Source organism: Paenibacillus sp. OV219, assembly GCF_900110075.1.
Classification (GTDB): Bacteria; Bacillota; Bacilli; order Paenibacillales; family Paenibacillaceae; genus Paenibacillus_Z.
In genome coordinates, this window is the sequence record NZ_FOCJ01000009.1 from 175,065 (window position 1) to 190,056 (window position 14,992).

The 14,992-nt window shown below is 50.1% G+C and carries 10 protein-coding genes; all 10 read left to right on the top strand.

All coding sequences use genetic code 11. The features are described from left to right. Nucleotides 1-10 precede the first annotated feature (10 nt). The 10 genes from BMY11_RS21555 (at nucleotide 11) to BMY11_RS21600 (ending at nucleotide 14,992) form a co-directional block, all read left to right on the top strand. Nucleotides 11-1,795, top strand: a complete 1,785-nt coding sequence (locus BMY11_RS21555; RefSeq protein WP_177182761.1) for a sensor histidine kinase — start codon at nucleotides 11-13, stop codon at nucleotides 1,793-1,795. Then, a complete protein-coding gene (locus BMY11_RS21560; RefSeq protein ID WP_090581140.1) occupies nucleotides 1,780-3,246 on the top strand; it encodes a response regulator transcription factor in 1,467 nt (488 codons plus the stop codon). The genes BMY11_RS21555 and BMY11_RS21560 overlap by 16 nt, the downstream gene beginning before the upstream one ends. A 505-nt stretch (nucleotides 3,247-3,751) precedes the next feature. Beyond that, nucleotides 3,752-4,669, top strand: coding sequence for an ABC transporter permease (locus tag BMY11_RS21565; protein WP_256217687.1), 918 nt, complete (start codon nucleotides 3,752-3,754; stop codon nucleotides 4,667-4,669). A 1-nt stretch (nucleotide 4,670) separates the two neighbouring features. Further along, nucleotides 4,671-5,582 (top strand): carbohydrate ABC transporter permease, encoded by a 912-nt coding sequence (locus BMY11_RS21570; protein WP_090581145.1) that lies wholly within the window; start codon nucleotides 4,671-4,673, stop codon nucleotides 5,580-5,582. Nucleotides 5,583-5,666: 84 nt separating this feature from the next. Then, nucleotides 5,667-7,295 (top strand): extracellular solute-binding protein, encoded by a 1,629-nt coding sequence (locus BMY11_RS21575; RefSeq protein ID WP_090581151.1) that lies wholly within the window; start codon nucleotides 5,667-5,669, stop codon nucleotides 7,293-7,295. A gap of 177 nt (nucleotides 7,296-7,472) precedes the next feature. Then, nucleotides 7,473-8,480, top strand: a complete 1,008-nt coding sequence (locus BMY11_RS21580) for a LacI family DNA-binding transcriptional regulator (protein ID WP_090581154.1) — start codon at nucleotides 7,473-7,475, stop codon at nucleotides 8,478-8,480. A 208-nt stretch (nucleotides 8,481-8,688) separates the two neighbouring features. Beyond that, a complete protein-coding gene (locus BMY11_RS21585; RefSeq protein ID WP_090581159.1) occupies nucleotides 8,689-10,146 on the top strand; it encodes an ABC transporter substrate-binding protein in 1,458 nt (485 codons plus the stop codon). 97 nt (nucleotides 10,147-10,243) lie between these two features. Continuing rightward, complete coding sequence (locus BMY11_RS21590; RefSeq protein WP_090581162.1) at nucleotides 10,244-13,225, top strand: extracellular solute-binding protein; 2,982 nt, start codon at nucleotides 10,244-10,246, stop codon at nucleotides 13,223-13,225. Continuing rightward, entirely contained in the window at nucleotides 13,222-14,112 is an 891-nt protein-coding gene (locus tag BMY11_RS21595; protein ID WP_090581165.1) for a carbohydrate ABC transporter permease, read from the top strand. The genes BMY11_RS21590 and BMY11_RS21595 overlap by 4 nt, the downstream gene beginning before the upstream one ends. Nucleotides 14,113-14,119: 7 nt before the next feature. Next, the gene (locus tag BMY11_RS21600) at nucleotides 14,120-14,992 is read left to right on the top strand and encodes a carbohydrate ABC transporter permease (RefSeq protein ID WP_090581168.1); all 873 of its coding nucleotides are present in this window, start codon (nucleotides 14,120-14,122) and stop codon (nucleotides 14,990-14,992) included.

Consider the following 14,992-nt stretch of genomic DNA (forward strand, 5'->3'; position numbering starts at 1 on the left):
GGCCTGGCCGATGAACCTATTGCGCAAATTGCCGATTCGCGGGCAAATGTACTTGATCGCTGCATTAACCGTAAGCGTAATCATTGTAATCTTGCTTTTTAATTACAGCCGCAGCGCTGCATATTTAACGAAGAACAATGAGATGTATACGCGTGATATTTCTAACCAATTGGAGCAGACGATTTTATCCAATTATGATGTGATCAAGTGGCTCACCTATAACGTTGCGTACAATCAATCCATTCAAGACTATTTGCTTGATGAGGACCCGCTAACCAAGTACCAACGCTTCCCGACGCTCAAGAATTTGTTCATCAACTTGACGACGGTCAAGTCAGGCGTCCTCGACTTGATCGTAAGAGGCAAGAACGGTGATTCGTTCTCGCTGCAGGGTTTCTCTACGGAACAATTCGGTAACTTTATGCCGAAACGGGCCGATTCATTCTTCTCGAACGTGACAGAATGTCCTTCCGGTAGCATTGAGCGGTATTGTTTTGCTGTTGGAACGAATATTTTTTCTAGCAACATCCATAACCGGTATACGAGCGAGATCGGCCAGATTATCGTGGTCATTGATGCAACAACGCTTACCGGCGGCTATGATTTGAAGACGCTTCAACCGGGCACGACCGTTTATTTGCTCGACCGTAGCAATACGATCTTCATGAGCAATGACCGCGATAAGATCGGCAAGCCGTTTCAGCTGCCGAGCGGCGAGGATAAGAGTGGTCTCGTTCGCGTCGACGGGAAGCTGGCTCATATTCAGATCAAGGACATTCCCCAGATCGGCGGTAAGTTCGTCCGTGTTATTCCGGATGACGTGTTCTTCAAGGATATCCGCAAGCTTCGCAAGCAGACGCTCATTGCTGTAGGAATCGGCGTACTGCTGCTGCTAATTCCATTCCTGTTTATTTTGAACAATATGATTCTACCGCTGCGCAAGCTTTATTATTATATGAGGATTAACCATCAGGGCGATTTGAACCGGCGTCTCGATCTAAGCGGCTCTGCGGAAGCGGAGGTCATCGGGGTGCGATATAACCAGATGCTCTCGAATGTGCAGGACCTGACCGAGCAGCTCGTAGATTCGAAGGAGCGGCTGCTGACGTCGGAGATTGAGAAGAAGCGGGCGGAGTATGATTTTTTGAAAAGCCAGGTAAATCCGCATTTCCTCTATAACACGCTCGATACGATACGCGGTCTTGCCTCTGAGCGAGGCGTGCCGGAAATTCGCGAGATGACAGGCGCGCTATCGCGCATCTTCCGCTACAGTATCAAAGGCAATGATGCCGTTCCGCTATCGGAGGAGATACGGATTGTCGTGGCATATATGAACATTCAAGAAGTCCGTTTCTCACATCGGTTTGAGCTGAACTGTCACATTCCAGAGCCGCTCATGCAGCTGAAGGTTCCGAAAATGATCCTGCAGCCCATCATTGAGAACGCTGTGTACCACGGGCTTGAGCCTCGCTATGAGAAGGGGACATTAAGCGTCTCCGCGAAGCTGGATGAGAGTGGGCAGGACCTGATTCTGACGGTGCAGGACGATGGCGTCGGCATGGACAAAGAACAGCTTGAGAGGATCTTGCAGCAGTTGAATCCAAGTGGGGAAGTGGCTGCAGCGAGTGAAGATGGCAGTAAAGGCGTTGGACTGGCAAATGTCCACAACCGGCTGCAGTATTTATACGAGCATCCTTACGGAATTGACATTTGGAGCAAAGAGAAAGCGGGTACAATCGTGACCCTTCGGATTCCTGTGCAGACGGAGATGAGACAGCCATGTATAGAGCAATGATTGTGGATGATGAGCAGTGGGTCGTTAAGAACCTGCTGGATGCGGTGGAGTGGTCGCGCTTCGGGTTTGAAATTGTCGGCACCGAGACGAATAGTCCAAGGGCGCTTCAGTTGATTAAAGAGATGAACCCGGACCTCGTGTTTATTGATATTCGGATGCCGGAAATTAGCGGCCTCGAGCTGATCAAGAGGTGCAATGAGCTGCAGCTCGATACGCTCTTCATCGTCGTCAGCGGCTTTGCGGAGTTCTCTTATGTGCAGAAGTGCATGAACCTCGGGGCACTCGGCTATTGCCTCAAGCCAATTGAGGAAGAGGAAATTATTCCATTATTGAAGAAAGCAAAGGACAAGCTGGATGACCGTTCTGCCAGAGATGTGCCATCTTTAATGGACTGGATTATGGAGGACAAGCAGGAGAGCGGCGAGCGGATCGGGCGGCTGCTGACGAACGCCGGCATGGACCCTGCGAGAGGCTTGCGTGCGATTTCAGGGCTAGATGTGGAGGATGCAGAGCTGCTCCGTCCGTTCCGCCAGCTGAAGCTGAGCGCAGGAAGCGGAAAAGTGCTGTATGTGGCGGAAGAGACCGCGCCGGATTCGATCCATACGCATCTTCTTGCGTATCGCGAGAAATTCCGCGGTATTGGCATAAGCGGGCTTGTCCACGAAACGGCGCAGCTGCGTGAAGCGATTGAGGATGCAGAGCTTGCGGCTTTCCAATATTTTATCGCCGGTGTGCCGACGCTTTGCATGGCGAACGTAAACAGCAGCAAGGGGTTCGGCGATTTCAAGCAGCTCACGATATCACTCCAGCAACAGAACATGTCCGAACTGCTAGCGTTGTATGATCAATATGCCGAGTGGTTTCGGACCGGCGCTTATCAGATGAAGCATGTGTTCTATCTCTACAACACAGTCATGTCGACGATCATTCAATCGCAGCGTGTCGAGGAAGATCTGCTGGCAAAATATTGGCTGGTCGATTACGAACGGCTCATCGAGCGCTATACCGATGTGGATGACTTGATCCGGGATTTGAAACGGATGTCCGGCGCTTACTTAGGCGGCCTCTATCATCAAGGTCAAATTCGCAGCGATTCGTTCAGCGCAGTTATCGATTATGTGAACCGGAACTTTCATCAGAACATATCGCTGCAGATGCTCGCCGATGAGTTTTACATGAACCGAAACTACATCAGCCAGCTGTTCATTAAGCATGTGAGCCAGTCGTTCACCGATTACTTGGCTGAGCTGCGGGTGCGCCACGCGTGCGAGCTGCTGCGGGGCAGCAATTTACCGGTGCATCGGGTTGGGGAGCGAGCAGGCTATCCGGATGCGTATTACTTTAGTAAGATTTTTAAGAAAATGATCGGCAAGACGCCTCGCGAATACCGGGCAGCGAGTGATGCCATGCAGAAGGAACAGCGGGCAGGGACTGTGAGTAGAAACGATTAATTCGGGCAATTGTTGAAGCGCGTTTATGGCAGCGACAGTTGCGTTTTAACATAGAGCATATGTGCGAAAAGAGGCGGCCAAGTGGGCCGTCTTTTTTTCTGTGAAAAAAGAGGTCCAGCAGATCGGCTACATTGGTTGGAAACGAGCGTAAAGTGTGAAAGATGTCCAACAGATCGGCTACATTGGCCGGAACGAGCGATTTTGACGACTTTTCGTAAAAAGAGTCCCCCAGGTATCTACATCGTGCGAAATCAGCGAAGTAACCCCAAAGAGAGAGTCTCCCTCCGCGGAAAGGGCTGCCTTCACTGCGGTTTCACCCTCCTTCCACACAAGAAATGGACAATTGATATATCTTTTTGTATTTTGATTAGATAATATCTGTGCCCGTGCACGGAGAATAATACAAAACATCGATTGCAACAACAAAAGCAGCTAAGCATCGTACATGGTAAGCGTTTTCATAAATCGGTACGATATGTGTATGCAGAGCTGATTGGAGATGGTCATGATGAAGAACTCCTTATGGAGAAGAATGATGCAGTACAAGATGTATTACCTGCTGCTGTTGCCGGTGGTCATCTACTACGCGATCTTCTCCTACATCCCGATGTACGGGGTGACGCTTTCCTTCAAGAAATACATGTTCAACAAAGGGGTACTCGGAAGTCCCTGGGTCGGCTTCGACAACTTCCATTATATCTTCCGGTATTCCGCATTCTGGAATGCGTTCCGCAACACGATCATGATCAGCTTCGGCAGGCTCCTCGTGGAGTTCCCGATGGCAATTATCGTCGCGCTGCTGCTCAATGAAATTGGAGGCTCACGCCTGAAGAAGCTGTACCAGACCATCTTTACGTTCCCGCACTTCCTATCGTGGGTCGTCCTCGGCGGCATTCTGGTCAATATACTCGGCAACACCGGTACGGTCCACGCACTGTTTGAAGTGCTTGGCTTGCCGGAAGTCAACTTCCTGTCCAACCCGGATACGTTCAGACCGTTCCTCTATGTGACGGACATTTGGAAAGAAGCCGGATGGAGCGCGATCATCTACATGGCGGCCATTGCGGGCATCAGCCCAGAGCTGTATGAGGCGGCTTATATGGACGGAGCGAACCGCTGGAAGCAAATGCTGCACGTCACTTGGCCTTCAATTAGCGGAATCGTTGCGATGATGCTCATTCTGGCAATCAGCGGCATTCTGAACGGCGGATTCGAACAAATCTTTAACCTGTACAGCGCTGGTGTCTATGATGTGTCGGACATTCTCGATACGTTCATATACCGGTTGTCGTTCTCGGGTAATGTATCGCTTGGCTATGGCGTCATTACAGCAGTTGGTTTGTTCAAATCCGTCATCAGCCTCGTGCTGCTTGTCATGGCGAACTTTATTGTGAAACGTATGGGTCAGGAGGGGCTGATGTAAAATGGATACTACGAATGATCTCAATCAAGCTGCCGGCCACTCGGAATCGCGGACCGCAACCCGCGGCAAGAGCAGCGCCGATCTGGTGCTGCACCTGTTGTTCCTGCTGGCAGCGGCATGTGCGATATTCCCATTCTATACCGTCGTTATCAGCTCCTTCGGCACACCGACAGGCCATGTGCTGCCGACAACGTTCACGCTTGAGGGTTATAAGCAAATTATTCAGTATGGCGTTGGACGAGCTTTCACCGTATCCGTTCTCGTCACGCTGGTCGGAACGTTCATGAGCTTGTTCCTGACGACGATTGCCGCTTATGCGCTTTCGAAGAAAGGGATGCCAGGCTGGAAATATCTGATGGGCTTTATCGTGTTCACGATGTTTTTCGGTGGCGGCCTTATTCCATATTACTTAACCATCAAAGGGGCAGGGCTGATCAATAGCTACTGGGTTATGATTCTGCCATCGGCAATTAACACTTTTTACATCTGGATTATGCTTTCCTTCTTCCGTGATTACCCTGTAAGCTTGGAAGAGTCTGCGAAGATTGACGGTGCAGGCGACTTTACGATTCTTCTTCGGATTGTCATCCCGACTTCAATGCCGGTTATTGCGTCGATCTCGCTCTTCTATGCGGTCGACCGCTGGAACGATTGGTACACGCCGATGCTGTTCCTACAGGATACGACGATGTATCCGCTGCAGCTAATGCTCAAGAACATGCTCGCGAACATTGGCCAAATTCTTAGCGCGAATGCCGGCATCTCTTCCGTCGCACAGAGCAAGATCAACATCCCGCAGGATTCACTGAAGATGGCGGCGATTATGGTTGCAAGCGTGCCGATTATGGCCGTTTATCCTTTCTTGCAAAAATATTTTGCCAAGGGGGTGATGATCGGTTCGATCAAAGGCTGATGCCAGCTTGAATTAACGATACATGTTTAGAGGGGTCTAACAGATAGTTTCGAGAACGTTCATATACCAAGGAGGTTAAGAGACATGAAGAAAAAGAATGCTCTTACGGTTGGTCTTAGTGTTGCGCTGCTCACTTCCGGTTTGCTGGCAGGCTGCGGCTCTAACGGTGATAATACAAACAATTCAGGGAATGCAAATACTGCTGCAAACAGCGATACTTCGAACTCAAGCGGCAATAGTAGTAACAATGGCAGCGGGAATGCTGCGCCAGAAGATTTATTTAAAGAGCATCTCGATATTTCGCTCGCCTATATGGACATCGGCACCGTCATTAAGGATGGGCAGTCGGACGACATGCTGAAGATGTTGGAGGAGAAGTTCAACATTACGATCAAGCCGGTGAACGAATCTTGGGGCGACTACGGCGACCGGACCAAGCTGTGGGCGGCATCCGGACAACTGCCGGACGCGTTCTTCACGGACGCAACGAGCGGCGATCTGTTCAACCAGTGGGTGGAGCAGGGAATTATTAAAGCGCTCCCGGACGATATGAGCAAATATCCGAGCTTGAAGCAATATACCGATCTTCCAGACGTGAAAGGCGCAGCAGCGTCGGACGGCAAACTTTACTTCATTCCGCGTATGCTGGCAAGCCGCAACGAGCTTCCGAACGACCGTGGCATTCTTATCCGTAAGGATTGGATGGACGAACTCGGACTTAAAGATCCGACGACTTATGATGAACTAAAAGTGGTACTGAAGACAATTGGCGAGAAGAAGCATGTCATTCCGCTGACGACTTCTAGCATCGACTGGACAAGTGACAGCGTGTTCCATAACCTCGCTCCTGCGATGCAGTGGTGGCAGAAGATTGATGGACAATGGAAGCCAGGTTGGATGACGGATGCATTTGCTGACGTAGTTGAACATGAGCGCGACCTGTATCAATCCGGCATTCTGGATAAAGACTTCTCCGTACCGAACATGGATGCAAGCGCGAAGTTCAATCAGGGCAAAGCGGCAGCACTTGTAAACACAGTTAAAAATATGGCTTACGACGTGCCGAACTGGTCGAAAGAAAATCCAGGCGTGAAATATATCGACGCGGTGAAGATTTTGCCTCCGATTCCGGCAGCTGACGGCAACAACTACCTGTACGGTTACTATGATTACTGGTCCGGAACAATGTTTAACGGTTCATTAAGCGATGAGAAGCAGGAACGAATCCTCGCGATGTTCGACTGGCTGGCTTCGCCGGAAGGTCAGAAGACTGTAAGATACGGCTTGCAAGGCACAGACTGGGAGCCGAACGGTGACTTGGTAACGAACAAGCATGCCGAAGAGAAGGATTTCGATCTGGCGAAGAAGTACCCATCCTCCTCGATATTAAACGGAATGTCGATCTGGTCCGATGGTAAGCGCTATGTTGAAGGCTACGGACCAAGCGAAGCAGAACAAACGCAGAAGTACCTTGATGAAGTTGAAGCACAGCAGCTGCAAACGGGTCAGAAAGCACCTGTAAACTGGGTTGTTAACGCATATGCAGGCTCGCTCAACACAGGTGGTGGCGATGTGCAAGGTCTCGTAACGAAGCTCGTAATGGGTAAAGAGGACATCAAGGAAGCGATGAAGAAGTTTGCTGATGAGCAGATGGGACTTGGCCTCCAAGATGCGATCGACAAAGTGAATGATAAGTTTAAAGACGAGAACTAATGGAATAATTGAACAAAGGTGGAGTTCTGAGGGCTCCACCTTTGTTTTATTAATTTTTTGTGCACGAGCACAAGGAGGTATTGAAAACGATTTCAGGATCTGATAATGTAATAACATAAATGAATGAGAAAACGCATTCATTGTAAATTCCTTATCACTTGGTAAAGGCGAATGCAAATGGACATTAAAATCGTGGACGTCGCAAAAATAGCTAAGGTTTCACCGACGACGGTTTCTAGAGTGCTAAACAACAATCCGATCGTGAAGCCCGAAACAAGAGACGCCGTCCTCAAGGTGATTGAGGAACTGAGGTATGTGCCTCATGCTGCCGCGAAGAACTTGCGCCAGCAGAAGACAATGACCATCGGCGTAATCGTATCGGACATAAAAGTGTCCTACAATACGGATATCGTCAAGGGGATTCAAACGAAGGCTTACGCGCAGAAGTATAAAGTCGTCATCTGCGACACGCAGAATGATCTTGACATTGAGCGCGAATATTTGCGGTTGCTTATGGACCGAAGCGTGGATGGCGTTATTCTTGTCGCGTCTCTGCTGCCGGAGCAGGAGATTGTAGACCTTGCGGAAAGAGGGTTAGCAGTAGGGCTTATCGGCCGACGGATTGATCATGACAATGTGCTGAATGTCCACACTGACAACGTGAAGGCAGCGAAAGATGCGGTGGAGCACTTGATCAGCCAAGGGCATCGCGACATCGTATTTCTAAGTGGTTATGCGAACGCAAAGGATAGCTACGATCGTCTCGAAGGGTACATTAAAGCGCTTGGAGCCCACAGCATTCCATTCCGTCCAGAGCTCGTGGAGAACGGCAATTTCAATGAAACTGGCGGATACGAAGCATTCAAACGATTGTCGGGGAAGGGGCTTGCTTTCACAGCTGTCTTCTCAGCTAACGATGAAATGGCGCTTGGAGTGTACGAGTACTGCAACCAGAATGGAATTAGCTTGCCTGGTGAGCTTGCAATAATTGGTGTGGATAACGACCGGGTGTCTAAGTACTTGACGCCATCACTCAGCACAATCGACCAGCCAAAGTATGATATGGGCTTGCTCGTAGCGGATAAGCTGATCCGCTGCATGAATGGGGAGATGGGGATCCCGCGCCTATCGGTGCTGGAATCACACCTTGTTATTCGCCAGTCATCTGTTATGTACAGCCGATAATCGGTTGTAATTGAAATTATTGAAATCGATTTCAAACAATTTCTAGTAAAAGACGCTGATGAACAAATGATTTTAGTGAAAATTATTGAAATCGATTTCACTAATGTTTCACTAGCTCATTTACTAGAATCTAGGCCAATCGGCCGCATCTATCATCGGATACATTGCACACCTGTGTATCAATATATATTGAGTTGGGGGATTAAGAATGAAATCTAGCAAAGTACTCCTTGTATTCATGATTGCTGCAGTTGTGATTTCCATGCTGGCGGGATGCTCCGGTAAGTCCAATGATTCACAAAAGAATTCAGCGAATAATGCGGCGAACAAGAACACGAATGCTGCATCAGACGCGACAAACGCGGCAAACACAAACCAGTCTGCAGATAACACAGCGACTGCGCCGGAAGAGACACCGGCATGGAAGACAGAGAAGTTCAAGCTGAAATATGCAGATGGCGGCGACAACAAGCTCGAAGAAGAGATGCTGAAAGCGTTCATGGAGAAGTATCCGAACATTACGGTGGAGTACGACAAGAGCATCACGTTCCCGCCTGAACCGACACTGACTGCCGCGGCAGCTGCAGGAACTATGCCGGACGTATTCACGATGAAGGACGTTCCGCTCGCGATTACGAACGACTGGCTGCTCGACCTTGCTCCTTACTGGGATAAGGATGAAGAATCGAAGTCCGTATACAAGAACATCGCTGACATGGCCGTTTACGACAGTAAGCGCTATGCGATGGGAACATTCCAATATGCAGAAGGCGTGTTCGTCAACAAAACGCTGTTCGAGAAGAACAATGTGAAGCTCCCTTCCTATAACTGGACCTTCGATGAAATGATCGAGCTCGCGAAGAAGTTCTCCAAGCCTGACGAATTCTACTACGGTATCGGCGGTCCTTGGGGCGACCTTGGCTTCCAAGAGTGGCTGCCGATGAACAACGATAATTCGTTTGGCTGGGATACGTATGACGGAGACAAGTTCCATTTTACAAGCCAAGATTGGATTGATGCGTACAACCTGAAGCTGGAGCTTCGCCGTTTGAAAGTTGACGATGTGATGACAGGCGCACAGAAGAAGAAGCTGTGGGGCGACGAAGGCGCATGGACGTTCCAAAAAGGCCATTCTGCCATGGCGATCGATTACTCTTGGAACATGGGCTGGATTCCTAGCGAAATGAAGAAAGCTGGCGCGGGAGATGTTGATTTCTATCCGATGCCTTCCGGTAAAGCAGGCCAACGTATCCAAACGATTCTGGACTTCATCGGCGTATCCTCGACGACAGAGCATCCGGAAGCAGCTTACGAGCTGGCGAAATGGATGACTTGGGGCAAAGATGGCGCCCTCAAGCGTGCAGATATCGAGAAAGCTGCAGGTCAGCCTGTAACGAAATACCCGACAGCGGATCAGCCTGAAGTGTGGGCGAAGCTGGAGGCGAACCTTACGCTTCCTGGCGAGAAGGAAGTTATGAAGCTGATGTCTAACGCGGTTCCGATGCCGATCGTTCCGGGCTGGAATGACTTCGCGGCTTGGGATACGGAGAACAAATTTACCGAGAAGCTGAACTCAGGCGAATACAAAGTAGCCGACAAGGCGAAAGAATTCGAAGACAAGGCGAATGAGTTCGTAGCGAAAGCAAAAGCAGCAATGCTGAAATAATCCATTCTTACTTTCATAGCAAACAACATCCGTAAGTGTGAGAGATGCTCCTATCTTTCACACTTACGGCATTAATAAGGTAGGTAGGGAAGAGACTATGAAAAACAGTTGGCATACTTTACTCGGGGCCGTCCTCACCGCATCCCTCATTATCGGCGTTTGCCAGCCTCAGCCCGCGTCAGCGGAAGGCGATAACAACAATGCCGCTGCCGATTCTCAGCCAGCAGCAGCGCAAGAGCAGCACACTCAGCTGGAACGCAGCTACACCGACATGATGAAGGAGTGGTCCGCTGTTTCTGCTCCTACGCATACAGAAACGACGATTAATCCGAGCGCAGAGCCGAAGAACAAGGGCCTAATCGCATCTAAGTCCGAAAGCTATGACTATTCCACAGATACCGTCCGTCTCACAGCTAATACACAGCTAACGGTAAAGCTCGAAGTCGCGCAAGCCGGCCTCTACCAAATCGGTTTTGACTATTACATTACAGATGACAGCATTCTGGCTACGGAAGGCTTTATACAAGTGAATGGCGAGTATCCGTTCTATGAAAGCCGTCGCATTCTGTTCCCGAACCTGTGGGACAATCAGCAAATGGCGAAGAAGCTCGACCGCTACGGCAACGAGCTGCTGCCGCACCCGCAGAAGGTGAAAGCTTGGCAGCATGGCTACGCCATGGACGCAAGCTATGCCTATATGAAACCGCTTCTCTATAAATTGGACAAAGGCCTTAACACAATAACCATAGCCAATACGAGAGGAGAACTGCTGCTAGGAAACATTACAGTGGACTCCCCTTCCGAAATAGATAGCTATGAAGGTTACAGCAAGAATCAGCCTCAGACTATTGACGACAGTCCTCTGCAATCACCGATCGTGATTGAGGCGGAGACGCCGACCAATAAGAACGATTCCTCCATACGCGCGATTTCGGTGAACGATCCGCAAATGACGCCTTACGATACGATGCACCGGATGCTGAACGCGTTCGGGGGCACGTGGAATAGCGGCGGTCAAGCTGCAACTTGGGAATTCGACGCACCAAAGGATGGCTATTACCGAATCGCGATGAAATACAAGCAGGATAGCCTGCGCGACATGCCGGTATTCCGTCAAATCGCCATTGACGGGAAGGTGCCGTTCAGCGAACTGCAAGGCAGCGAGTTCCAATACAGCAAAAGCTGGGAAAACAGCGTGCTAGGTGGCACCGGAAGCGAAAGCAAGCCCTACGAGTTCTACTTCACGAAGGGCAAGCACACGCTGACGATGACGGTAGATCTGGAGCCGATTCGTCCACTTACCGAAGTAATTGAGAATCAGATGGAGCAGATCAGCAATCTATCGCTTGAAATCCGCAAACTGACCGGCAATCATACCGACGCCTACCGGGACTGGGACTTAAGCGAATATATTCCGAATCTTGATAAGAAGCTGAACGGCTGGGCGGACCAGCTCGAGAGCGAGTACAGCAAGCTGAACAAGCTGAATGCGGGTGGCGGCGAGATTAGCGAGCTGAACAACTTGAAGAAAGCAGCAAGCCAGCTTCGCTCACTAGCTGAAGAGCCGGATAAGCTGCCGAACCGGATGTCGCTTTTCTCCGAAGGCAGTTCTTCCGTCTCCCAGCTGCTCGGCGACATGCTGCAGCGCATTACGCACTCCCCGCTTGTGCTCGACAAAATATATGTGTACCAGGAAGGGAAGCTGCCGAAAGCGAATGCGGGCTTCTTCAAGAAGCTGAGTGAATCGGTAAAACGCTTCTTCCTGTCGTTCAGAAAGCAATCCTACTCCGCTTCGAGCAAGTCGAGTACGGAGCTTAACGTATGGGTGCACAACTCCAGGGAGCAGGTTGAGCTGCTGCAGAAGATGATCGACGAGCAGTTCACACCGGAGAGCGGCATTAACGTCAAGCTCTCTATTATGCCAGATGAGAACAAGTTGGTGCTTGCGAATGCGACAGGCAGCCAGCCGGATGCTGCGTTAGGCATATCCAGCTGGATCCCTTACGATTTGGCTGTCCGTAACGCGGCGGTCGACCTGCGCAAATTCAACGACTACGAGCAGGTGGTGAAGCCGTTCTCTAAGGGAGCGATGATTCCATTCGCTTATGGAGATGGAGTCTTTGCGCTGCCGGAATCGCAGGACTTCTGGGTGCTATTCTACCGTAAAGATATTCTGGATAATTTGAAGCTCAGCGTGCCGAATACGTGGGATGATGTCGTCAATATGCTACCGGAGCTGCAGCGTCTTGGCATGAATTTCTACGATCCGCTCGCTCTTTATAAAGGGTTTAAGCCACTTGGAGCCACGACGCCGTTCATCTATCAGTTCGGGGGCGAGCTGTTCACGGAAGACGGCATGAAAACAGCGATTAACAGCGAACAGTCGCTTAAAGGCATTAAGTTCATGACCGACTTGTTCACGATTTACAATTTGCCGCAGGATGTGCCGAATTTCTATCAGCATTTCCGTTCCGGCGTGCTCCCGATTGGGATCTCGGATCTATCTACCTACATTCAGCTTAAAGTCGCAGCTCCGGAAATCGCGAGCAGCTGGAAGATCGCGCTGCACCCGGGCACGATGCAGAATGGCACTGTCCAACGCTGGTCGCCAAGCGGTGGCTCCTCCGCGATGATCTTTAAAGGAACGAAGCAGGAACAGCAAGCGTGGGATTTCCTCAAATGGTGGATGTCGACGAAGGTGCAAGTTGAGTTCGCCAACATGGAGCAGGCCGAGTTCGGTCCGATGTTCATGTGGAATTCCGCGAACATGGATGCTTTCGCGGAGTCGCCATGGCCGGAGGAAGACAAGAAGATCATTCTTGAGCAAAGCAAATGGGTGCGTGAAGCGTCCCGCGTTCCAGGCGCCTATATGGTGGAGCGCGAGCTCAGCAACGTGTTTAACCGGGTCGTATTCGACGGCGACAATCCGCGGACGGCCATCGACGATTCCGTCATTCGCGCCAATCGCGAAATCGACAAGAAGATGGAGGAATTCGGATTTATTAAGAACGGCAAACAGGTTAAGGACAATCCAGTTCCAACGATCAATACGATAGATAAGTGGGTTGAGAAACGATGAAGAAGCAGCGGAAAATTAGCGAAGCCTACTGGTTTCTATCTCCTTATTTGCTCATGTTTGCGATGTTTATCGTCGTTCCTGTTCTGGTAGCAGTCTATCTCTCGTTTACGAATTTCAACACGATTGAGATGCCTAAATGGATCGGATTCAGCAATTATACAGCGATCTTTACGCAGGACGATGTGTTCATGCAGTACGTGCTCCCGAACACAATTAAGTTTGCGCTTATCGTCGGTCCAGGCGGCTACATTATCTCGTTCATGCTGGCGTGGATGCTGGCGCAAATTCCGTCCAAGCCGCGTACCATTCTTGCGCTAATTATTTACTCCCCGTCGATGACGATGGGGGTCGCGATGACCGTCGTCTGGTCGATCTTCTTCAGCGGCGACCAGACCGGTTATTTGAACGCATGGCTGCTTCGTCTAGGCTTCATTAATATGCCGATTCAATGGCTGCAATCGCCAGAATATCTGATGTCCATCATGATTATCGTTTCCCTGTGGAGCAGCATGGGCGTAGGCTTCCTCGCTATGCTAGCAGGGGTGCTGAACATCGATCAATCCATTTACGAAGCAGGCTATATCGACGGAATCAGCAACCGGTTCCAAGAAATCATCCATATTACGATTCCATCCATGAAGCCGCAAATGCTGTTCGGGGCTGTTATGGCCGTCGTCACGACGTTCCAATCAGGGGACCTCGGCGTACAGCTGTCAGGCGGCAATCCGACGCCTCAATATGCCGGACAGGTGATGGTCAACCATATTTCCGACTATGGCTTAACGAGATACGAGATGGGGTATGCCTCTGCGCTATCCGTTATTTTGCTCGTCGGAATTTATGTGCTGTCCAAGTTTTCATGGAAGCTGTTCGGAGAGAAGGAGTAGAATCGCGATGTCCTATCAAGGTACCAAAATAAATCCGACGAAATTCCACCGCAGCCAGCTGAAGTTCTACACGATCTTAATCCCGCTGGCGATGTTTATGATGCTGCCGATTATCTTTATCGTGTTTCACGCATTCAAGCCGGTCAATGAGCTGTTTGCGTTCCCGCCACGATTCCTGGTGCATCAGCCGACGCTGGATAATTTCAGAGACCTGCTCGGGTTCGCAGGCGATTCGGGTATCCCGTTCAGTCGTTATGTATTCAACAGCGTCATCATAACGCTTAGCGTTATGTTCCTGTCGGTGTTTATGAGCGCTCTTGCCGCTTATGCTTTATCCAAAATGAAATTCAAGCTGCGGGCAGCCATCTTCGAGACGAATACGGTTGCGCTCATGTTCGTGCCGATTGCAGTGCAAATTCCGCGGTTTCTTGTCATCGACGAGAGCGGCATTATGGACACGTATTTGGCTCATATTTTGCCACTCTTGTCGATGCCGATCGGTCTCTTCCTCATGAAGCAGTTCATCGACCAAGTGCCGGATGAGCTGAAGGAAGCGGCTGTCATGGATGGAGCGGGAGAGTTTCTCGTATTCCGAAAGGTAATGCTGCCTGTCATTAAGCCTGCGCTTGCGACCGTGGCGATTCTGTCGTTCCAGCTCGTGTGGAATAACATCGAGACGTCCTCCTATTACGTGAACGACGAAAGCTTGAAGACAATTAGCTTCTTCATGAGCACGCTTGTCAGCCAGAACGGCAATAACGTCGCTGGACAAGGGATGTCCGCTGCGGCGTCGCTGCTCATGTTCCTGCCGAACCTCATCATCTTTATTTTCTTGCAAAGCAAAGTGATGAACACAATGGCACATTCCGGTTTGAAATAG

What these genes read in the sequence shown, in the direction of transcription:
- BMY11_RS21555 (WP_177182761.1), top strand. Translation starts at nt 11, where the DNA reads ATGAACCTATTGCGCAAATTGCCGATTCGCGGGCAAATGTACTTGATC.
- BMY11_RS21560 (WP_090581140.1), top strand. Translation starts at nt 1,780, where the DNA reads ATGTATAGAGCAATGATTGTGGATGATGAGCAGTGGGTCGTTAAGAAC.
- BMY11_RS21565 (WP_256217687.1), top strand. Translation starts at nt 3,752, where the DNA reads ATGATGAAGAACTCCTTATGGAGAAGAATGATGCAGTACAAGATGTAT.
- BMY11_RS21570 (WP_090581145.1), top strand. Translation starts at nt 4,671, where the DNA reads ATGGATACTACGAATGATCTCAATCAAGCTGCCGGCCACTCGGAATCG.
- BMY11_RS21575 (WP_090581151.1), top strand. Translation starts at nt 5,667, where the DNA reads ATGAAGAAAAAGAATGCTCTTACGGTTGGTCTTAGTGTTGCGCTGCTC.
- BMY11_RS21580 (WP_090581154.1), top strand. Translation starts at nt 7,473, where the DNA reads ATGGACATTAAAATCGTGGACGTCGCAAAAATAGCTAAGGTTTCACCG.
- BMY11_RS21585 (WP_090581159.1), top strand. Translation starts at nt 8,689, where the DNA reads ATGAAATCTAGCAAAGTACTCCTTGTATTCATGATTGCTGCAGTTGTG.
- BMY11_RS21590 (WP_090581162.1), top strand. Translation starts at nt 10,244, where the DNA reads ATGAAAAACAGTTGGCATACTTTACTCGGGGCCGTCCTCACCGCATCC.
- BMY11_RS21595 (WP_090581165.1), top strand. Translation starts at nt 13,222, where the DNA reads ATGAAGAAGCAGCGGAAAATTAGCGAAGCCTACTGGTTTCTATCTCCT.
- BMY11_RS21600 (WP_090581168.1), top strand. Translation starts at nt 14,120, where the DNA reads ATGTCCTATCAAGGTACCAAAATAAATCCGACGAAATTCCACCGCAGC.